Origin of the sequence: Tepidimonas sp. (genome assembly GCF_036825565.1) — a bacterium.
Classification (GTDB): Bacteria; Pseudomonadota; Gammaproteobacteria; order Burkholderiales; family Burkholderiaceae_C; genus Tepidimonas.
The window spans coordinates 1-20,278 of record NZ_DAISXZ010000009.1 but is presented as its reverse complement, the minus strand read 5'-3'; the positions used below and the strand labels follow the sequence as shown (position 1 = coordinate 20,278).

21 protein-coding genes are annotated in these 20,278 nt (G+C 67.4%); 17 read left to right on the top strand and 4 right to left on the bottom strand.

What is annotated here, in order from left to right:
• Positions 1 to 8 precede the first annotated feature (8 nt).
• The 9 genes from nuoI to V7026_RS02690 are packed head-to-tail and all read left to right on the top strand — an operon-like array spanning position 9 to position 8,013.
• On the top strand, positions 9 to 518 hold the full coding sequence (nuoI, locus tag V7026_RS02730) for an NADH-quinone oxidoreductase subunit NuoI (RefSeq protein WP_334153708.1): 510 nt from the start codon (positions 9 to 11) through the stop codon (positions 516 to 518).
• A 24-nt stretch (positions 519 to 542) separates the two neighbouring features.
• Complete coding sequence (locus tag V7026_RS02725; RefSeq protein ID WP_334153707.1) at positions 543 to 1,184, top strand: NADH-quinone oxidoreductase subunit J; 642 nt, start codon at positions 543 to 545, stop codon at positions 1,182 to 1,184.
• Positions 1,181 to 1,501, top strand: a complete 321-nt coding sequence (nuoK, locus tag V7026_RS02720; RefSeq protein ID WP_334153706.1) for an NADH-quinone oxidoreductase subunit NuoK — start codon at positions 1,181 to 1,183, stop codon at positions 1,499 to 1,501. Before V7026_RS02725 ends, nuoK begins: the two co-directional genes overlap by 4 nt.
• A 31-nt stretch (positions 1,502 to 1,532) precedes the next feature.
• Positions 1,533 to 3,563: an NADH-quinone oxidoreductase subunit L gene (nuoL, locus tag V7026_RS02715; RefSeq protein WP_334153705.1), complete on the top strand. Its 2,031-nt coding sequence runs from the start codon at positions 1,533 to 1,535 to the stop codon at positions 3,561 to 3,563.
• A gap of 13 nt (positions 3,564 to 3,576) precedes the next feature.
• Positions 3,577 to 5,052, top strand: coding sequence for an NADH-quinone oxidoreductase subunit M (locus V7026_RS02710; RefSeq protein ID WP_334153704.1), 1,476 nt, complete (start codon positions 3,577 to 3,579; stop codon positions 5,050 to 5,052).
• A 36-nt stretch (positions 5,053 to 5,088) separates the two neighbouring features.
• Positions 5,089 to 6,570: an NADH-quinone oxidoreductase subunit NuoN gene (gene nuoN, locus V7026_RS02705; protein ID WP_334153703.1), complete on the top strand. Its 1,482-nt coding sequence runs from the start codon at positions 5,089 to 5,091 to the stop codon at positions 6,568 to 6,570.
• A 19-nt stretch (positions 6,571 to 6,589) separates the two neighbouring features.
• Entirely contained in the window at positions 6,590 to 6,889 is a 300-nt protein-coding gene (locus V7026_RS02700) for a DUF2818 family protein (protein ID WP_334153702.1), read from the top strand.
• 18 nt (positions 6,890 to 6,907) lie between these two features.
• Positions 6,908 to 7,549 carry an NUDIX hydrolase gene (locus tag V7026_RS02695; protein ID WP_334153701.1) on the top strand — a complete coding sequence of 214 codons (642 nt, stop codon included), beginning with the start codon at positions 6,908 to 6,910 and terminating at the stop codon, positions 7,547 to 7,549.
• On the top strand, positions 7,546 to 8,013 hold the full coding sequence (locus V7026_RS02690) for a DUF1178 family protein (RefSeq protein ID WP_334153700.1): 468 nt from the start codon (positions 7,546 to 7,548) through the stop codon (positions 8,011 to 8,013). The genes V7026_RS02695 and V7026_RS02690 overlap by 4 nt, the downstream gene beginning before the upstream one ends.
• A gap of 30 nt (positions 8,014 to 8,043) precedes the next feature.
• On the opposite strand, the gene V7026_RS02685 is transcribed toward V7026_RS02690, so the two are convergent.
• Entirely contained in the window at positions 8,044 to 9,348 is a 1,305-nt protein-coding gene (locus tag V7026_RS02685; protein ID WP_334153699.1) for a Glu/Leu/Phe/Val family dehydrogenase, read from the bottom strand.
• 138 nt (positions 9,349 to 9,486) lie between these two features.
• Between V7026_RS02685 and V7026_RS02680 the strand changes: the two genes are divergently transcribed.
• Both V7026_RS02680 and V7026_RS02675 read left to right on the top strand, forming a co-directional pair.
• A complete protein-coding gene (locus V7026_RS02680) occupies positions 9,487 to 10,185 on the top strand; it encodes a CoA pyrophosphatase (protein WP_334153698.1) in 699 nt (232 codons plus the stop codon).
• Entirely contained in the window at positions 10,182 to 11,108 is a 927-nt protein-coding gene (locus V7026_RS02675; RefSeq protein WP_334153697.1) for a cobalamin biosynthesis protein, read from the top strand. The genes V7026_RS02680 and V7026_RS02675 overlap by 4 nt, the downstream gene beginning before the upstream one ends.
• A gap of 30 nt (positions 11,109 to 11,138) precedes the next feature.
• Here V7026_RS02675 and rsgA read toward each other — a convergent pair whose 3' ends face one another.
• A complete protein-coding gene (gene rsgA, locus V7026_RS02670; protein WP_334153696.1) occupies positions 11,139 to 12,083 on the bottom strand; it encodes a ribosome small subunit-dependent GTPase A in 945 nt (314 codons plus the stop codon).
• A complete protein-coding gene (locus V7026_RS02665; RefSeq protein WP_334153695.1) occupies positions 12,080 to 13,363 on the bottom strand; it encodes a M48 family metallopeptidase in 1,284 nt (427 codons plus the stop codon). The genes rsgA and V7026_RS02665 overlap by 4 nt, the downstream gene beginning before the upstream one ends.
• 50 nt (positions 13,364 to 13,413) lie before the next feature.
• On the opposite strand from V7026_RS02665, the gene orn reads away from it, so the two are divergent.
• The 5 genes from orn to V7026_RS02640 all read left to right on the top strand — a co-directional run bounded on the left by orn (position 13,414) and on the right by V7026_RS02640 (position 18,112).
• Complete coding sequence (gene orn / locus V7026_RS02660) at positions 13,414 to 14,016, top strand: oligoribonuclease (protein ID WP_334153694.1); 603 nt, start codon at positions 13,414 to 13,416, stop codon at positions 14,014 to 14,016.
• A gap of 63 nt (positions 14,017 to 14,079) precedes the next feature.
• On the top strand, positions 14,080 to 14,745 hold the full coding sequence (locus tag V7026_RS02655) for an inorganic phosphate transporter (protein ID WP_334153693.1): 666 nt from the start codon (positions 14,080 to 14,082) through the stop codon (positions 14,743 to 14,745).
• Complete coding sequence (locus V7026_RS02650) at positions 14,709 to 15,662, top strand: inorganic phosphate transporter (RefSeq protein ID WP_443082306.1); 954 nt, start codon at positions 14,709 to 14,711, stop codon at positions 15,660 to 15,662. Before V7026_RS02655 ends, V7026_RS02650 begins: the two co-directional genes overlap by 37 nt.
• Before the next feature lie 135 nt (positions 15,663 to 15,797).
• Positions 15,798 to 17,153 (top strand): DEAD/DEAH box helicase, encoded by a 1,356-nt coding sequence (locus V7026_RS02645; RefSeq protein WP_334153692.1) that lies wholly within the window; start codon positions 15,798 to 15,800, stop codon positions 17,151 to 17,153.
• Positions 17,154 to 17,245: 92 nt separating this feature from the next.
• Positions 17,246 to 18,112: an alpha/beta hydrolase gene (locus tag V7026_RS02640; RefSeq protein WP_334153691.1), complete on the top strand. Its 867-nt coding sequence runs from the start codon at positions 17,246 to 17,248 to the stop codon at positions 18,110 to 18,112.
• Positions 18,113 to 18,150: 38 nt separating this feature from the next.
• Here V7026_RS02640 and V7026_RS02635 read toward each other — a convergent pair whose 3' ends face one another.
• Positions 18,151 to 19,128 carry a GMP reductase gene (locus V7026_RS02635; RefSeq protein ID WP_334153690.1) on the bottom strand — a complete coding sequence of 326 codons (978 nt, stop codon included), beginning with the start codon at positions 19,126 to 19,128 and terminating at the stop codon, positions 18,151 to 18,153.
• A gap of 228 nt (positions 19,129 to 19,356) precedes the next feature.
• Here V7026_RS02635 and V7026_RS02630 point away from each other — a divergent pair, with 228 nt between their 5' ends.
• Positions 19,357 to 20,205, top strand: coding sequence for a motility protein A (locus V7026_RS02630; RefSeq protein ID WP_334153689.1), 849 nt, complete (start codon positions 19,357 to 19,359; stop codon positions 20,203 to 20,205).
• Positions 20,206 to 20,278: the final 73 nt, after the last annotated feature.

The following is a 20,278-nucleotide window of genomic DNA, read 5'->3' as shown; positions in this document are numbered from 1 at the left end:
GTCGTTCCATGTCCGCCACCGCCGTCGCTCCGTTCTCGCTCAAAGATTTCTTCAAGAGCTTTTTGCTCGTCGAGCTGCTCAAGGGCATGGCCCTGACCGGCCGCTATGCGCTGCGCCGCAAGGTTACGGTGCAGTTCCCCGAGGAAAAGACCCCGCTGTCGCCGCGCTTTCGTGGGCTGCACGCGCAGCGCCGTTATGAGAACGGCGAAGAGCGCTGCATCGCGTGCAAGCTGTGCGAAGCGGTCTGCCCCGCAATGGCCATCACCATCGAATCGGCCCAGCGCGAGGACGGTACCCGCCGCACGACGCGCTACGACATCGACCTGACCAAGTGCATCTTCTGCGGCTTTTGCGAGGAGGCCTGCCCGGTCGATGCGATCGTCGAGACGCACATCTTCGAATACCACGGCGAGAAGCGCGGCGACCTGTACTTCACGAAGGACATGCTGCTGGCCGTCGGTGATCGCTACGAGAAGGAGATCGCGGCGGCCAAGGCGGCCGACGCGAAGTACCGCTGATCACCGCCACCGCACGAGCACATCATGGACTTCGTCTCCGGTTTCTTCTATTTCTTTTCGGCGGTGCTGTTGTTTGCCGGGTTTCGCGTCATCACGGCGCGCAACCCGGTGCATGCGGTGCTGTATCTGATGTTGGCCTTCTCGCAGGCGGCGGCGCTGTGGCTGCTGCTCAAGGCGGAGTTCCTGGGTATCGCGCTGGTGCTTGTGTACCTCGGCGCGGTGATGGTGCTGTTCCTCTTCGTCGTGATGATGCTCGACATCAACGTCGATACCTTGCGCGTGGGGTTCTGGAAGCACCTGCCGCTGGCGCTGGTCCTGGGGGCACTGGTTAGCGTCGAGCTGATCGCGGTGCTGTGGGCCGGCTTCCCGACCGCCACGGCCAGCCCGTCGGTCACCGGGGCCATGCATGCGGCGGATCACCGCAACACCTACGAACTTGGGCGCCTGCTCTACAGCGAGTATCTGTATCCGATTCAGGCGGCGGCCGTCATCCTGCTGGTAGCGATGATCGCCGCCATCGCCCTGACCCTGCGCGGGCGCAAAGACACCAAGACCGTCGATCCGGGGGTGCAGGTGCGCGTGAAGGCCGCCGACCGCCTGCAGGTGCTCAACGTGCCCGCGACGCGCACGGCCGCGCGCGAGGCCGCCAAGGAGGAGCAAGCATGAACGCACTCGGATCCCTCGGGGTCGGGCACTTTCTGTCGGTGGGCGCGATTCTGTTCGCGCTGTCGGTGGTGGGCATCTTCCTCAATCGCAAGAACCTGATCGTGCTGCTGATGGCCATCGAGCTGATGCTGCTGGCCGTCAACATCAACTTCGTCGCCTTCGCCCATTACTTGGGCGATCTGCACGGGCAGGTCTTCGTGTTCTTCATCCTGACCGTGGCAGCGGCAGAGTCGGCCATTGGCCTGGCGATCCTGGTGCTGCTGTTCCGCAACAAGTCGTCGATCGACGTCGAGACGCTCAACACCCTCAAGGGTTGAGGCGCATCCCGGATACCACGCGACCCTCACCATGACGACACTCTCTGCAAGCATGCTGCTGGCCGTGCCGCTGGCCCCGCTGATCGGGGCGGCCGCCGCCGGCATTCTGGGCACGAAGTTTGGCGGCAACTGGATCGGCCGGCGCTGGTCGCACAGCTTGACCATTCTGGGTGTGCTGGTTTCGTTCATCCTCTCGGCGATTACGCTCAAGCGCGTCGCGCTGGACGGCGCCTACTTCGAGCAGACGATCTACGAGTGGATGGTCATCGGCGGCCTGAAGATGGAGATCGGCTTTCTGGTCGACGGCCTGACCGCGATGATGATGTGCGTGGTGACTTTCGTGTCGCTGATGGTGCACATCTACACCATCGGCTACATGGAGGACGACCCGGGCTACAACCGCTTCTTCGCCTATATCTCGCTGTTCACCTTCTCGATGCTCATGCTGGTCATGAGCAACAACCTGCTGCAGTTGTTCTTCGGCTGGGAGGCCGTGGGCCTGGTGTCGTACCTGCTGATCGGCTTCTGGTTCAACAAGCCGACGGCGATCTTCGCCAACATGAAGGCCTTCCTCGTCAACCGGGTCGGCGACTTCGGCTTCATCCTCGGCATCGGGCTGCTGGCGGCCTACACCGGCACGCTGAACTACAACGAGGTCTTCGACCAGGCCGACAAGCTCGCCACCATCGAGTTCCCGTGGTATGTCTTCGGGCAGGAGGCGATGCTGGTGACGGTGATCGGCATCTGCCTGTTCATCGGCGCGATGGGCAAGAGCGCGCAGTTCCCGCTGCACGTCTGGCTGCCGGACTCGATGGAAGGCCCGACGCCGATCTCGGCGCTGATCCACGCCGCAACGATGGTGACCGCCGGCATCTTCATGGTCGCGCGCATGTCGCCGATCTACGAGCTGTCGGATGCGGCGCTGAACTTCATCCTGGTGATTGGCGCCATCACCGCGCTGTTCATGGGGTTCCTCGGCATCATCCAGAACGACATCAAGCGCGTGGTGGCGTACTCGACGCTGTCGCAGCTCGGCTACATGACGGTGGCGCTGGGCGCCTCGGCCTACTCGGTGGCGGTGTTCCACTTGATGACGCACGCGTTCTTCAAGGCGCTGCTGTTCCTGGCCGCCGGCTCGGTCATCATCGGCATGCACCACAACCAGGACATCCGCTGGATGGGGGGCGTGCGCAAGTACATGCCGATCACCTGGATCACCTTTCTGCTCGGCACGCTGGCGCTGATCGGCACACCTCTGTTTTCGGGGTTTTACTCGAAGGATGCGATCATCGAGGTGGTGCGCTTCAGTCAACTGCCGGCCTCGGGCTTCGCGTATTTCGCGGTGCTGGCCGGGGTGTTCGTGACGGCGTTCTATTCGTTCCGCCTGTATTTCCTGGTGTTCCACGGCGCGGAGCGCTATGACCAGAACCCGGACGCGCACCACGGCCACCATGGCGATTCCGACGACCACGGCGACGGCAAGCCGCACGAGTCGCCGTGGGTGGTCACCGCACCGCTGCTGCTGCTGGCGGTGCCGTCGGTGGTGATCGGCTTCCTGACCATCCAGCCGATGCTGTTTGGCGAGTTCCTGGCCGCCTCGATCGAGGTGCACGCCGACAAGCACCCGGCGATGGCCCGCTTTGCCGAAATCTTCCACGGCCCGCTGGCGATGGCGCTGCACGCCTTCAGCACGCCGCCGTTCTACCTGGCGCTGGCCGGGGCGGTGTCGGCCTGGTACCTCTACATGCTGCGCCCCGATTGGCCCGGTCGCATCGCGCAGGCACTGCGGCCGCTGGTGGTGGTGCTGGAAAACAAGTACTACATGGACTGGATCAACGAGAACGTGATCGCGCGCGCGGCGCGCGGCATCGGGGTCGGATTGTGGAAGGGGGGCGATCGCGGCGTGATCGAGGCCGGGATCGTCAATCTGAGCTGGAAGGTCGTCGGGGCGGTCGCGGGACTGGTGCGCCGTGTGCAGACCGGCTACCTGTACCACTACGCCTTCGTGATGATTCTTGGCGTCCTGGCCTTCATGACCTATTTCGTCTGGCTCGCCAAATAAGGAGAACGACAGCATGGGTTTGTTGAGCCTTGCGATTTGGACGCCGATCTTTTTTGGCGTCGTGCTGCTCGCGATCGGTCGCGATGAGCACGCCAACGCGGTGCGCTGGCTGGCGCTCGTCGGCGCGCTGTTGGGGCTGGCCGTGACCGTGCCGCTCTACACGGGCTTCGAGGTTGGCTCCGCCGCGATGCAGTTCGTCGAGAAGGCGCCGTGGATCGAACGCTTCAACGTTCACTACCACCTGGGGGTGGACGGGATTTCGCTCTGGCTGATCCTGCTGACGGCGTTCATCACCGTCGTCGTCGTGATCGCGGGCTGGGAGGTGATCACCGAGCGCGTTCACCAATACATGGGGGCGTTCCTGATCCTGTCCGGCCTGATGATCGGGGTGTTTGCGTCGCTGGATGCGATGCTGTTCTACATCTTCTTCGAGGCGACACTGATCCCGATGTACATCGTCATCGGCATCTGGGGCGGGCCGAACAAGATTTACGCGGCGTTCAAGTTCTTTCTCTACACGCTGCTGGGCTCGTTGCTGATGCTGGTGGCTTTGGTGTATCTGTACAACGCCTCGGGCGGCAGTTTCGATCTGGCGACTTGGCACAAGTTGCCGCTGGCCGGTGGTGTGCAGACGGCGCTGTTCTTCGCTTTCCTGGCGGCGTTTGCGGTCAAGGTGCCGATGTGGCCGGTGCACACCTGGCTGCCGGACGTGCACGTCGAGGCGCCCACTGGCGGCTCGGCCGTGCTGGCGGCGATCATGCTCAAGCTCGGGGCGTACGGTTTTCTGCGCTTTTCGCTGCCGATCACGCCGGACGCCGCCCACCAGTGGGCGGGTCTGATGATCGCGCTGTCTCTGGTGGCGGTAATTTACGTCGGCTTGGTGGCGATGGTGCAGCAGGATATGAAGAAGCTCGTGGCCTATTCGTCGGTGGCGCACATGGGCTTCGTGACGCTGGGCTTTTTCGTCTTCAACGATCTGGGGCTGTCCGGCGCCATCGTGCAGATGATCGCGCACGGCTTTGTGTCGGCGGCGATGTTCCTGTGCATCGGCGTGCTGTACGACCGGGTGCATTCGCGCGAGATCAAGGACTATGGTGGCGTGCTCAACACCATGCCCGCGTTTGGCGCCTTCGCCCTGCTGTTCGTGATGGCCAACGCCGGCCTGCCGGGCACGGCCGGCTTCGTTGGCGAGTGGATGGTCATCTTGGCGGCGGTCCAGGCCAATTTCTGGGTCGGGCTGTTGGCGGCGACGTCGCTCATTTTCGGGGCCGCGTACTCCTTGTGGATGTTCAAGCGGGTCTACATGGGCGCGCCCGTGCATGAGCACGTCAAGGCCCTCAAGGACATCAACGCGCGCGAGTTTCTGATGCTGGCCCTGCTGGCGATCATGGTGCTGTACTTCGGTATCCACCCCAAGCCCTTCACCGACGCGATGGATCCGGCGGTGCAGCAGCTTCTCCAGCACGTGGCCGTGTCCAAGTTGGGCTGACCGTGCTGGCCAACCATTCGAGAAAGCGTTCGTCACATGATTGATGCTGTCAGCTGGGCTACGGCCACCCCCGAGCTGCTGTTGCTCGGGATGGCGTGTGTGATCGCCCTTTTCGATCTGTTCATCGATACCCCGTTGCGCGATGCGACGTTCCGTCTCACGCAGCTCACGCTGGCCGTGGTCGCGGTGCTGGAGGGCTATCTGGCCCTGAGCGGGCAGACCCTCACGGGCTTTGGCGGGATGATCGTCAGCGACCCCATGGCCGCGTGGCTGAAGTGTTTTGCCACCGTGGCGCTGATGGTGACGCTGGTTTATGCGCGGCCCTACGCGGCGGCGCGCGACATGCTGCGCGGTGGCGAGCTGTTCACGCTGTCCATGTTTGCGCTGCTGGGCATGTTCATCATGATCAGCGGCCACCACTTCCTGGTGATCTATCTGGGCCTGGAGCTGTTGACACTGTCCAGTTATGCGTTGGTGGCGTTGCGGCGCGACGATGTGCGGGCCACCGAAGCGGCGATGAAGTACTTCGTGCTCGGCGCGCTGGCCAGCGGCTTTTTGCTCTACGGGCTGTCGCTGGTGTATGGCGCCACGGGCAGCCTGGGCATTGCCGATGTGGCGCGTGTCGTCGAGGCGGGGGTGGCCCAGCCGCAGGTGCTCATGCTGGGTGTGGTGTTCGTGGTGGCGGGGCTGGCGTTCAAGCTGGGCGTGGTGCCTTTCCACATGTGGGTGCCGGACATCTACCACGGTGCGCCCACGTCCATCACGCTGTTGATCGGCGGCGCGCCGAAGCTGGCCGCGTTTGCGATCCTGGTGCGGCTGCTGGCCGAGGGCCTGCCCGCGGTGGCGGTCGATTGGCAGCAGATGCTGGCCTTCCTGGCCGTGGCGTCGCTGCTGGTGGGTAACCTGGCGGCGGTGGCGCAGCGCAATTTCAAGCGGATGTTGGCGTTTTCCACCATCGCGCAGATGGGCTTCATGCTGCTGGCACTGGTGGGCGGCGTGGTCGGCGAGGACCGCACCGGCATGGGCGGGGCGTTCGGCGCCGCCATGTTCTATGTCGTGACCTACGTGCTGACGACGCTGGCGACCTTTGGCGTGATGCTGCTGCTGGCGCGCGAAGGCTTCGAGTCGGAGGAGATTGCCGACTTCGCCGGCCTCAACCAGCGCAGCCCGTTGTATGCCGGGGTGCTGGCGGCGTGCATGTTCTCGTTGGCGGGGGTGCCACCGCTGGTTGGCTTCTACGCCAAGCTGGCCGTGCTGCAGGCGCTGCTGGCGGCCGGGGGCGGGCTATACGTCGGACTGGCGGTGTTCGCCGTGCTGGCGTCGCTGGTCGGCGCGTTCTACTACCTGCGCGTCGTCAAGGTGATGTATTTCGATGCGCCGGCGCAGACCGCACCGATCCAGGCGCCGCTGCAGGTGCGCGCGGTGTTGTCCGTCAACGGGGCGTTGGTCCTGATTCTGGGCTTGCTGCCCGGGGGACTGATGACGCTGTGTATCCAGGCCGTGCGCGCGGTCTTCTGAGGCGCGTTAGAGTCCGCGCATGAGCCTGGATTTGGCCGTTGGCCTGGTGATCGCCCTGGCGCTCGTGGGTGCCAATTTGCCCTTCGTCAACGAGCGCTGGATGGCCCTGTGGCCCGCCCGTGGCGGCGTCAAGCCGCTCTGGGGGCGGGTGGGCGAGCTGACGGTGCTGTATTTCGTCGTCGGGGCCGCGGCCCTGGGGCTGGAGCAGAACCTCGGGCAGATCTACCCGCAGGGTTGGGAGTTCTACGCCGTGACGGCATCGATGTTCTTGACCTTGGCTTTCCCAGGGTTCGTGTTCCGCTATCTGATGCGCCGCTGAGGGCTCTGGAGGGTCGCCGTGTCCGATGCCGCGCTCGTGCCCGAGCGACATCCCGCGCACCTGGTCGAAGTCTGCCGCGAGACCTCGACCGTGTGGCAGGGTCATTTTCTGTCGCTGTGCCGCGACCGTGTCCTATTGCCCGATGGCCGCGAGGCCGGGCGCGAGTATCTGCGGCATCCGGGCGCGGTGCTGGTCGTGCCGATGTTGGCGGACGGGCGGCTGGTGCTAGAGCGGCAGTACCGCTATCCGGTGCGGCGCGCGATGATCGAGTTCCCCGCCGGCAAGCGGGATGCGGGGGAGCCGTCCTTTGTTTCTGCCGAGCGCGAGTTGCGCGAGGAAACGGGCTACCAAGCCGGTGAGTGGGCGCGCGCGGGCGTGCTGCATCCCGCCATCGGGTATTCGGACGAGGTGATCGAGATCTGGTTTGCGCGCGCGCTGTGCGAGGGCGAGCGCCGGCTCGACGAAGGGGAATTTTTGGACGTGTTGGCGGTCAGCCCCGCGGCGCTGCTGCAAGCGGTGTGGCGCGGCGAAGTCACCGACGGCAAGACAATGGCCGCGCTGTTGTGGTGGCAGAACGTGACAACGGGTGCCTGCCCGCTGGAGTGGCGGTCGGCCGAGTCCTGGCGCGGTGCGCAAGAGGTGGAGCTGGGGCGTCGATGAAGGTGCTCGATCTGGCCTGTGCCCATGGCCACCGCTTCGAGGGCTGGTTTGCCTCGGAAGAGGATTTTCGCGATCAGTCGGCGCGCGGCCTGCTCGAATGCCCGGTGTGTGGCGATCAGGCGATTAAAAAGCAACTGAGTGTGCCGTATGTGCAGACCCGACGCACCGAGTCGCCCGAGGGGCTGCGGCCCACGGTCACGCAAGTCGCGTCAGCGGAAGGATCGGCGCCCCTGTCGCCCGAGCAGCAGGCCCGCGTCTTGCGCGCGCTGCGCGCTTGGGTGCAGGACAGCGAGGACGTGGGCGAGCGTTTCGCCGTCGAGGCGCGGGCCATCCACCGCGGCGAGGCCGAGGCGCGCAGCATCCGCGGTGTCGCGACGCCGGACGAGGCCGCGGCTTTGCTGGAGGAGGGCGTCCCCGTGCTGCCGCTGCCGGATTTGCCGCTGCTCAAGGGGCCGCTGCAGTAGCACGGCCCCGGCAGGGGCCAGCGCGGCGCGTCAGGGGTAGAGCCCGCGCAGATCGCGCGCACGCAGAATGCGCTCGCACGCCACGATGAAGGTGGCGGTGCGCAGGCTTACGCCCTTGTCCTCGGCCACTTGCCACACGGCGTCCAGGGCACCCTTCATGATGCGGATCAGGCGCTCGTTGATCTCGTCCTCGCTCCAGAAGTAGCTGGAGAAGTCCTGCACCCACTCGAAATAGCTGACCGTCACGCCCCCGGCGTTGGCGACCACGTCCGGCACAACAAGCACACGCCGGTCGCGCAGGATGTCGTCGGCATCGGGGGTGGTCGGGCCGTTGGCGCCCTCGATGATGAGGCGGGCCGTGATGCGGTGGGCGTTGGCGGCGGTGATTTGCTGCTCCAGGGCCGCCGGGATCAGGATGTCGCAGGGCACGTCCCAGAACCGGTCGCGCTCCAGGGCCTCGGCCGCTTCGTAGCCGGCGACACTGCCCGTGCGTTTGACATGGGCGAGCAATGCCGGGACGTCCAGGCCCGTTTCGCGGTACACACAGCCGGCATGATCCTGCACGGCGACCACGCGGGCGCCGGCCTCGGCAAACAGCTTGGCTGCGATGCCGCCCACGTTGCCGAAGCCCTGGACCGCGACCCGTGCACCGGCCACATCCAGCCCGATGCGCCGCGCCGACTCCGCCCCGACCGTGAAGACGCCGCGGCCGGTCGCCTCGTGGCGGCCGAGCGAGCCGCCCAGGCTGATCGGCTTGCCCGTGACGACGCCCGTGGCGGTCTCCCCGACGTTCATCGAGTAGGTGTCCATCATCCAGGCCATGACGCGTTCGTTGGTGTTCACGTCCGGCGCAGGGATGTCCTTGGTTGGGCCGATGATGAGGCCGATCTCGCTGGTGTAGCGGCGGGTCAGTCGCTCCAGCTCGCCCATGGACATCTGCTTGGGATCGACGCGCACTCCCCCTTTGGCGCCGCCAAAGGGCACGTTGACGGCGGCGTTCTTGATCGACATCCAAGCCGCGAGCGCCATCACCTCGGAGAGCGTGACGTCCTGGTGAAAGCGCACGCCCCCTTTGCCCGGTCCCCGCGAGGTATTGTGCTGCACCCGATAGCCCTCGAAGTGCGCAATGGAGCCGTCGTCCATTTGGATCGGCACGTCCACGACCAGGATGCGCTTGGGGCGTTTGAGCGTTTCCACCCAGCGCGCGAGGTTGCCCAGGTGCGGGGCAACGCGATCCACCTGTTGCAAAAAAATGCCCCAGGGGCCCAGGTGGTGTGGATCCAGGTAGGACGGCAGGGCGTGCCGGGGGGCGGTGGTGTTGGGATACAAGCTCATGTCATTTGGTGCAAAAGTTGAGCATGGCGCGCAGCATAGGCGTGCCCGCTGGGCTTGTCCAAAGCCGGTTTCCCATGCGGCCATGCAATTCATGCATGAGCGCGCCGCGGCACAATGGGGCCCCCAACGGAGACGACATTGACCCTCCCCGCGTTCGATCCCCGCCAGGTCCCCGTCGTCGCCCGGGACGACGGGCTGCCGCGTGTGCCCGTGGAGCGACTGGGCGCGCAGGACCTGCGTGGCTGGTTCGCCCGGCCGCCGGTGTGGACGCCCGAGATTCGCGCCGAGCCGCGCTGGGTCGATGGGCCGCCCAAGCCCGCGGCGGTGTTGGTGCCCCTGGTCTGGCGTGCGCAGCCGACGGTGCTGCTGACGCAGCGCACCGCGCACCTGCCCACGCACGCCGGACAGGTGGCCTTCCCCGGGGGCAAGCTGGACGCCGGCGATGCGGGCGACCCGGTGCGCTGCGCCTTGCGCGAGGCGGCAGAGGAGGTCGGGATGGCCCCGGAGTGGGTGGAACCGCTCGGCACCCTGCCGGTGTATGCGACCGGCTCGGGCTTCGAGATCACGCCGGTGGTCGGTCTGGTACGCCCGAGCGGGCCTTGGCGCCCGAATCCACAGGAGGTGGCCGAGGCCTTCGAGGTGCCACTGGATTTTCTGATGGACCCTCGCCACCATCGCCACCACGAGGTCGATTGGGGCGGAGTGACGCGGCGCTGGCTGTCCATGTCCTACGACGATCCGCGGGGCCAGCGCTTCATCTGGGGCGCGACCGCGGGCATGCTGCGCAACCTATATCGGTTTCTAATGGCCGCAGCGACCGCTATGATCCGCGCATGACATTTTTCGCGGTCCTGATCGCCCTCGTGCTCGACCAGGCGCGGCGCCCCGGGCCACAGGCGCCGTGGCTGGGCGCCGCCGGGGCCTGGGCGGCGTGGGTGCAGCGCCAATTCGACGCCGGGCATGCAGTGCATGGCTGGCTGGTCTGGACGGTGGCGCTGGGGGTGCCGGTGCTGGTGACCGCCCTCGTCCATGCTCTGCTGGCGCAGGCCAGCGGCTTGCTGGCGTTCGTGTGGACAGTGGCTGTGCTGTATGTCACCATCGGCTTTCGTCAGTTCAGCCACCACTTCACGGCGATTCGCGCGGCGCTGGAGTCGGGCGATGAGGCGCGCGCGCGGGCCCTGTTTGCGCAGTGGCAGGGCGGCGATGTCGTCGAGTGGCCGCGCGAGGAGTTGCTGCGGCGCGTCATCGCTTATGCCATCCTGTCGTCGCACCGACATGTGTTCGGGGTGTTCGTCTGGTTCGTGGTGCTGGCGGCATTTGGCCTGGGGCCGGCGGGGGCGGTGCTGTACCGCTTGGCCGCGTGGCTGGCGCAGGCCTGGGGCGGCACGCGGCGTCCGGATGCCCCGGTGAGCGCGCCGGTGGCCCGGTTAGCCCAGCGGGCGTGGTGCTGGATCGACGCCGGGCCGGCGCGGGTGACCGTCCTGGGGTTTGCCGTCGTGGGCCACTTCGAGGATGCGCTGGAGCGTTGGCGGCAGCAGCGCCGGCCTTGGCAGGAGCCCAGCGACGACCTGCTGCTGTCGGTGGCCGAGGGCGCCATCCAGGTGCGCCTGTCCCGCGGCGTCGTGGGGGAGGAGCCCCTGACCGCCGATTTGCCCGAGCCGCAGCTTGCCCACCTGGCCAGTGTGGTGGGGCTGGTGTGGCGCAGTGTCGTGCTGTGGTTGCTGCTGCTGGCGCTCGCGCTGCTGGCGCGCATCTTCTGAGGCGCCGCGTATCGGGTCCGGGGCCCAGCGTCAGGGCGTGCACGCCGCGGTCAATTCCTCGTACAGGTCGTGGTACAGCCGCCAGCGGTGCGGGGCGATCGGTCCGCGCGGGGCGATGGCCGCCTGAATGGCGCAGCCGGGTTCGCGCCGGTGGGTGCAGTTGTGAAAGCGGCACTGCCCGACGTAGGGGGCCAGGTCGGGCATCCATCGTGCCAGGGCCTCGGGGGCGATGTGGTGCAGCCCAAACTCGTGGAACCCCGGCGAGTCGATGATGGCGCCGCCGTCCCCGTCGTCCAGCCAGTACCAGCTCGTTCGGGTGGTCGTGTGTCGGCCGGTCCCCAGCGCGCGCGAAATGGCCTGCGTGTCGGCCTGCGCATGGGGCACCAGCCGGTTCACCAGGGTGCTCTTGCCCACGCCGGAGGCCCCCATCACGAGGGTCACGCGTCCACGCAGCCGCTCGGTCAACGCGGTCAAGTCCGCGTCGGCACTTGCGTCGTCCCCTTGCAGTTGCAGCGGCAGCACGGCTTCGCCCATGGCTCGGTAGGGGGCTAGACGCGCCCATGCCTCGGTGAAGGCGGGCTGCACATCGCGTTTGTTCAAGGCGATCAGCGCCTCGATCCCGGCCTGCCGGGCCGCGATCAGTGCGCGCGCGAGCTGGGGTTCGGCAAACGTCGGCTCTGCCGCCAGCAGCACCAGCACCTGATCCAGGTTGGCGGCGAACACCTTGGTGCGCAGCGCGTCCTGGCGGAACAGCACGTTGCGACGCGGCAGCACGGTATCGACGACGCCCTCGTCACCGGAGGGCGTCCAGCGCACCCGGTCGCCGACCACGGCCTCTTGGCGTTTCCCGCGCGGGTGGCAGCGCGTGCGGGTGCGGTCGTCCGCTTCGACCAGCAGGTGCCGGCCATAGGTGGCAACGACCAGGCCGTCATGTGCGCCGGGTGGGGCGGCGGCGGCGTCGCGGCGCCGGTTCATGCGCGCTCCCCGGGCAGATCCAGGCGCGCCAGCCGATCCGCCGCCGGGGGGTGGGAATAAAAGAAGCGCACGAACCAGGGGTCCGGCGTCAACGTGCTGGCGTTGTCGCGGTAGAGCGTGAGCAGGGCGCCCGCCAGCGCGCGCGCCCCCGTCTGCTGCACGGCGTAGCGGTCGGCCTGGTATTCGTCGCGCCGGGATAGGGCACTGAACAGCGGTGCCACGAACACCCCAGCCAGGGGTAACACCATCCCGAACAGCAACAGGGCTAGGGCGGCGTTGCTGCCGGTCAGGCTGGGCGTCACCCCCAGACCGAAGTAAAACCACAACTGTTGCGACAGCAAGCCCAGCAGCGCCAGCGCGGCTCCGCTGCCCAGACCCATCCACACCAGGCGCTTGAGCACATGCCGGTGGTGGGCGTGCCCCAGCTCATGCGCGAGCACGGCATCGATCTGGGCCGCTTCCAGGCGTTGCAGCAGGGTGTCGAACAGCACCACGCGCTTGGCGGGGCCAAACCCGGTGAAGTAGGCGTTGGCGTGCGCGCTGCGCCGGCTGCCGTCCATCACATACACTCCCGCGGCGCGAAAGCCGCAGCGGGCCAGCAAGGACTTGACGCGCTCGCGCAGGTGGGTGTCGGCCAGCGGCTCGAAGCGGTTGAACAGGGGCGCGATGGCGCGGGGATAGAGCAGCAGCAGCGTGGCGTTGAACGCCATCCACGCCAGCCAGGCCCACAGCCACCAGGTGCGGCCCGCGGCGTCGTAGAGCCACAAGACCAGCGCGGCCAGCGGCAGGCCCAGGGCCGCCGCCACGGCAGCGCCCTTGAGCCCATCGGCCACCCACAGACCCAGCGTCATCTGGTTGAACCCGTGGGCAGCTTCCAGCCGGAAGGTGCGCCACCACGCCAGCGGCAGTTCCAGCAGTGCGCCGATCGCGAAGAAGGCCGCCACGAGCGCGACCTGTTGCGGCAGCCCATCCCCCAGCCACTGCAGCAGCGCCTGATTGAGCCGGTCCAGCCCGCCGAGCAGGGTCCAGCCGACCAGGATGGCTGCGCTCCAGACCGCCTCGGTCAGCGCCAGCCGTGTCTTGTCGATCGAGTAGGCAGCGGCCTTGGCGTGCTGCTCGGCGCTGACGTGGGGGGCAAACGCCGCGGGCACCCGGTTGCGGTGGCGCGCGACGTGCCGGATTTGGCGGGCGTACAGCCAGCCCCGCAGCAGCAGGCTGGCCACCAGCAGGGCCACGAAAGTCCAGGTCCAGAGCAGGTGCGCGGGCGGGGCAGTGTCCATGCGCGCAGTCTAGCCAATGTCGTGCCCGTGTGTCGGCGACAATAGGGGCCATGACGAGCCCCAACACCCTGCCCGAACCGCTGTCCGCCGAGGCCCTGACCTTGCCCAAGAGCGACCAGAATCTGGTCTGGATCGACTGCGAAATGTCCGGCCTGGACCCCGAGGCCGAGCGTCTGCTGGAGGTGGCGGTGGTGGTCACCGGACCGCACCTGCATCCGCGCATCGAGGGGCCGGTGCTGGTCATCCACCAAAGCGACGCCGTGCTCGACGCCATGGACGCTTGGAACAAAGGCACGCACGGGCGCAGCGGCCTGATTGACAAGGTCAGGGCCAGCCGCGTGACCGAGGCCGAGGCCGAGCAGCAGTTGCTCGATTTCATTAGGCGCTACGTCCCCAAGGGTGCATCGCCCATGTGCGGCAACAGCGTCGGCCAAGACCGCCGTTTTCTGGTCCGCTACATGCCGCGCCTGGAGGCCTATTTCCACTACCGCAACCTGGACGTGAGCACCCTCAAGGAACTGGCGCGGCGCTGGCGGCCGGAGGTCTACGGCGCGTTCAAGAAGCAGCAGCGCCACACGGCTCTGGCCGACGTGCACGAATCCATCGACGAGCTGGCGCATTACCGAGAACACTTCCTGCGCCTGTCGGCCTGATCGGGCGGGCCGGGCGGCCCGGTGTATGCTTGCGGAATTTTGACTATTCCGTGACACGTCATAATGTCCGCCATCCTGTCCCCCGTTACCCGGTCGGGCCGTGAGCAGCTCGAGCAGTCGCTGCGGCTGGCCGCGGCCGTCGCCGGTCTGGTTGCGGCCGGTTTGTACGCCGCCGTCTCGGTCAAAACCGCGGCGGGGCTGTCCACCCAGGCCCTGTGGTTTTTGATCATCGCCGCAGCCATCGGCGCCAATAACGTGGCCAACAACATGGGGCCGCCGGTCGGCTCCGGCGCCATTGGCCTCGGGGGAGCGATCCTCGTGGCGGCCCTGTTCGAGGCGCTGGGCGCCATCGTGGCGGGGGCCGACGTTATCGGCACCATCAAGGGCGGCATCATCGACATGCGCTCCTTCGCCGAACCCCAGCGCTTCACTTGGCTGATGCTGGCCGCCTTGCTGGCGGGGGCGCTGTGGCTGAATCTGGCCACGGTGCTCGGGGCGCCGGTGTCGACCACGCATTCCATCATCGGGGCGGTGGCCGGCGCGGGGATCGCTGCCGGCGGCTGGACGGTCATCAACTGGGGCACCATCGGCGCCATCGTGGCGAGCTGGGTCATCTCCCCCCCCTGTTCGGTGGGGCCGTTGCGGCGGCCGTCCTGTACTTCATCAAGCGCTCGATCACCTACCAGGCCGACATGGCGACTGCGGCCGGTCGCCGCGTGCCGCTGCTGATCGCAGCCATGGCGTGGGCTTTTGCGACCTACATGCTGCTCAAGGGTCTCAACAACGTCATGAAGATCGTGTTCTGGCCGGCGGTGTTGGCCGGTTTCGCCGCCGCGCTGACCTATGCGGTCATCCGCGGGTCCATCGCGCGCCGTGCGGCCGCGCTGCCGGGGACCAAGTCCGCGGTCAACGAGCTGTTGACTTGGCCGCTGGTGTTTGCCGCCGCGTTGCTGAGCTTTGCGCACGGCGCCAACGATGTGGCCAATGCGATCGGGCCGTTGGCGGCCATCTACGAGGCGGTCCTGCATGGGGCCGTGGTGGCCAAGGCGGCGACGCCGCTGTGGATCCTGGTACTGGGAGCGCTGGGTTTGTCGCTCGGGCTGGCGCTGTACGGCGGCAAGCCGATAATGACCGTGGGCAAGGAGATCACCGAGCTGGACCGCATGCGCGCCTACGCCATCGCGATGGCGGCAACGCTGACGGTGATCGTTGCGTCGCAGCTTGGTATGCCCGTGTCCACCACCCATGTCTCGATCGGGGCGGTGTTCGGGGTGGGCTTTCTGCGGGAGTTGCTCAAGGTCAACTACGCCAAGATGGAAGCCGTTGTCCGCGCCGCCCACCAGGGCGAGGACCGCGAGGCGGTCGAGGCGTATCTGAGCCGTTTCGAGGCCGCGCCCGTGGACGAGAAAAAGCGCATGTTGACGGAGATGAAACGCCGTGCCAAGGACCTGGAGCGCCGCGGCGAGCTGGCGCCGGACTGGTTCAGCAAGAAGGAGCGCAAAGCCTTCAAAAAGGCGTACAAGCAGGAGATCGTCAAGCGCTCGGTGGTGCTGCGCATCGTCGCGGCGTGGATCGTCACGGTGCCGGCGACGGCGGTGCTGGCGGCGGTGTTGTTCCGGGTGGTGGAGCTGCTGCTGACGCGCTGACACCGAATCTGTGTCATAATGCGTGCATCCGGCGTCACTCGGCGCCGGTTTTTTGTTGCATCTGCTGCTTGCCGGTCCCGTGGAAGGATTGATTCGTTGGTAGTCGATGTGATGACAACCTGACGGATCCTAACCATGAACCCCTCGACCCCTGCAGCCATCGGCTGCGACGGCGGCTTTGCCGCGCTCGGCCTGGCCGAACCCTTGCTGCGTGCCGTGGCCGACCTCGGCTTTGTTCAGCCCACCCCCGTACAACAGGCGGCCATCCCGCCGGCCCTGGCCCGCGATGCGGACGGTGCCGACCTGATGGTGTCCAGCCAGACCGGCAGCGGCAAGACAGCCGCTTATTTGCTCCCCGTGCTCGACGCCCTGTGCCGACAGGCCGTGGCCGAGCCAGCGCGCGAGTCCGCCCGCCGCGGCCGCGGGCCGGGGCGCGGTCGTTTCGAGCCTGCGGCGCCGCAGGCGCTGGTGCTGTGCCCCACGCGTGAGCTGGCCCAACAGGTGGCACAAGACGCCGTGGACCTGCTGCGCCACACGCGCGGCCTGCGTGTGGCGACCGTGATGGGCGGCATGCCCTACGCGGTGCAACTGCAGCGCCTGGCCGGAGCGGCCGTGGTGGTGGCCACCCCGGGGCGCCTGCTGGATCTGCACCGCGGCGGCCATCTGCGGCTGGATGCGGTGCAGCACGTCGTCCTCGACGAGGCCGACCGCATGCTGGACCTGGGCTTTGCCGAGGACCTGGCCGAGATCCACCGCCTGACCGAAGGTCGCCGCCAGACGCTGATGTTCAGCGCCACCTTCGCGCCGCGCATCCAGGCGCTGGCCGCGCGCATCATGCGCGAGCCGCAGCGCGTCGCGCTGGAGACGGCGCAGGACCGCCACACCCACATCGAGCAGCGCTTGTACTGGTGCGACGGCCCTTCGCACAAGCGCCGCGTGCTGGACCACTGGCTGCGCGACGAGGCGATCGAGCAGGCCATCGTGTTTGCCAGCACACAAATCGAGTGCGATGAGCTGGCGCAAGACCTGCAGCAGGCGGGATTTGCCGCCGTGGCCCTACACGGTGCCCTCAGCCAGGGGCTGCGCAACCGCCGGCTGCAGGCGCTGCGGCAGGGGCAGGTGCAGATCCTGGTGGCCACCGATGTGGCCGCGCGCGGCATCGACGTGCCCACCATCACCCATGTCTTCAACTACGGCTTGCCGATGAAAGCCGAGGACTATGTGCACCGCATCGGACGCACCGGTCGGGCCGGGCGCCGTGGTCTGGCCGTCACGATGGCCGAGCCGCGCGACCGCCGTCGCATCGGTGCCATCGAGGCCTTCAGCCGCCAGCCGATACCAGCCTTGACGATCCCGGGCCTGGAGCCGCAGCGGCCCATGGACACCCCGCGCCACACGCGCCGTCCCGATGGCCACCGCGGCTGGGGTGGGCGCCCCGGTGCGCCGCGCGGGCGGCGGCCGGAATCGGCTCCGCGCCGCGCGCCGCGCTGAGCCGCTGCCGCGCGGTTTTGCGGCCTGTCTGGGGGTCGGCGCCGTCGGGTGTGCGAACGTTGCTGGCATCACCACCCGGCAGAGGATACACCATGGCGAGCCGAAGTCCCGAATGGCTGGACCGCATGTATAACAATCGGGCGCTGGTGCCCGAGCACGCGATGCACTTTGCGCGCTGGGCCGAGGCGTCCGAGGACGCCCGGGAGGCTCACCCCTGCGTGCTGGATGTCCCCTACGGCAGCGGCCCGCAGGAGACGCTGGACATCTTCCCGGCGCGCGCGGCGGGCTCTCCCGTGGTGGTTTTCATCCACGGGGGCTATTGGCGCTCGCTCGACAAATCCGAGCATTCGTTTCTGGCCGTGCCCTTTCGCAACCAGGGCGCATGCGTCGTGGTGCCCAACTACGCCCTGTGCCCCGCGGTGACGATCCCGGACATCGTGATGCAGATGGTGCGGGCCGTGGACTGGGTGCACGCCCATGCGGCCGAGCACAGGGGCGACCCCGCGCGGGTGTATCTGGTGGGCCACTCGGCCGGTGGCCATCTGGCCACGCAGCTGATGCTGTGTGAGTGGCCGCGCGTGCGCCGCGGTCTGCCGGCGGATCTGGTCAAGGGCGCGTTGTCCATCTCCGGGCTGTACGACCTGGAGCCCGTGAGTCGGGTGCCGTTTTTGCAGGCGTCGCTGCGCCTGACCCCCGAGCAGGTTCAGCGGGTCAGCCCGGCCCGGCTGCCCGCGCCCGCCACCGGCACGCTCTACACTGTGGTCGGCGGGGACGAGAGTGCGGAGTTCCTGCGCCAAAACGGCGTGATGCGCAAGGCCTGGGGCGCGCGCCGCGTGCCGGTGGTCGAGCGCATCGCGGGTCGCAACCACTTCAGCGTGCTGGAGGACCTGAGCCTGCCCGGCACCCGGCTGCATGCGCTGGCAATGCAGCTGGTCTTTGGCATTCCCACCGGCGGTTGAGGGGCGGGGCGAGTGGGGGTGCAGCGCGCGCCCGGCCGCTACATCAGCAAGTGCTCACCGGCGTTTTCACCGCCTAGGATCACGTAGTTCACCTTGCGCAGATCGGCCAGGTTGCGCCCGCCGGCGTAGCTGATGGAGCTTTGCAGGTCTTCCTGCATCTCACGCAGGGTGTCGGCGAGTTTGCCCTTGATCGGCTCCAGGATGCGCTTGCCTTCGACGTGCTTGTACTCGCCCTTGTTGAAGTCGCTGGCCGAGCCGTAGTACTCTTTGTAGAGCTTGCCGTCCACCTCCACCGTCTGGCCGGGGGATTCCTCGTGGCCGGCGAAGAGCGAGCCGATCATCACCATCGCGGCGCCAAAACGCACGCTCTTGGCGATGTCGCCATGGTGGCGAATGCCCCCGTCGGCGATGATGGGCTTGGTCGCCACCCGCGCGCACCACTTGAGCGCCGAGAGCTGCCAGCCGCCGGTGCCAAAGCCCGTCTTGAGCCGTGTGATGCACACCTTGCCCGGCCCGATGCCCACCTTGGTGGCGTCCGCGCCCCAGTTTTCCAGGTCGATCACGGCCTCGGGCGTGCCCACGTTGCCGGCAATCACGAAGGTCTGCGGCAGTTTGTGCTTGATGTGCTCGATCATCTTGCGCACGCTGTCCGCGTGGCCATGGGCGATGTCGATGGTGATGTAGTCGGCCCCCACGCCCTCGGCGGCGAGCCGGTCGATCAATGCGTAGTCGCCCGCCTTGACGCCGGAGCTGATGGACACGAACAGGCCCTGCTCGCGCATGCGCTTGGCAAAGGCCGCGCTGTCCAGGTCGAAGCGGTGCATGACGTAAAAATAGCCGTTGGCGGCCAGGTACTCGCTGATGCGCTCGTCCAGCACCGTCTTCATGTTGGCGGGCACCACCGGCAGCTTGAAGCGTCGGCCGCCAAACTCCACCGAGGTGTCGCATTCGCTGCGGCTTTCCACCCGGCATTTGCGCGGCAGCAGCAGGACGTTGTCGTAATCGAAGATTTCCATGGTCAAGGCTCCGGGGTGGCAGTGGGGGCGGGCGGCGCGCTGTGGCAGTGCACGGCCCAATGGCTGCGAGCGCTTGATTTGGAGCCGGCCGGGTCCGAAGCCGCCAGCACGGGGCGGTGGACACAAAAACCGGGCTCCAACGTTTGGGCCCGGTGCTTGATTCTATGCCAGTTGGCTGGGGCACAATAGCCCGCATGGGGCGATGCCGCCCCCCTGGAGCGCGTGCGGATGAATCCCTCCACCCTGATCGGCATGGTCGCCAGCGTCGTCCTGCTGGGCGTCCTGATCCTGTTTGCGGCCGACGATCCCTGGCTGTTTATCGACTGGCCGAGCATCGGCATCGTCCTGGTGGGCACCATGGCCGCCACCTTCCTGAGCTACCCGATGGGCGAGGTGCTGCGGGTTTTCAAGCTCATTGGCACCGTCATGCGCAACGAGCGCCTGTACACCGAGCGCGACATCGAGGAGCTGGTGGACGTCTCGCGCCTGTGGATGCGCGACGACCCGGTGATGGTCGAGAAGGCGCTGCCGCGCATCTCCAATCCTTTCCTGCGCACGGGGGTGCAGCTGGTCATCGACCGCATCCCGGAAGAGGACATCCTGGACCTGCTGCAGTGGCGGATTTCGCGCATGAAAGCCAAGGAGGCGGCCGAGGCGCAGCTCTTTCGCGTCATGGCCAGCTACGCGCCCGCCTTCGGCATGATCGGCACCCTGGTCGGCCTGATCAACCTGATGGACGTGATCGCCAGCGGGGACCTGGTCGTGATCGGCAAACACCTGGCCGTGGCCCTGATGACGACGTTCTACGGCATTTTGCTGGCCAACCTGGTGTTCAAACCCGTGGCCGTCAAGCTGGAGCGCCGCACCGAGCAGCGCATCGTGCTCATGAATATGGTGCTGCAGGGCATTTCGATGATGTGCGCGCGCCGCAGCCCGTCGCTGATGCGCGAGACGCTCAACTCCTTCGTCGCGCACCGCGAGGATGAAATCCGCGACACCGCCTCCGGCCCGATGGCGCCCGGCGGCGGGGCCGGGGCCCCGCGTGCGCCCGGCCGGCCCGAAGGGCGCACGCCGTGAACGAGCGCCAATTGCACGAAGCCCTGGGCCGCGCCCTGGAGGCGGCGCGCAACGGGACGGCGGGGGCGGCGGG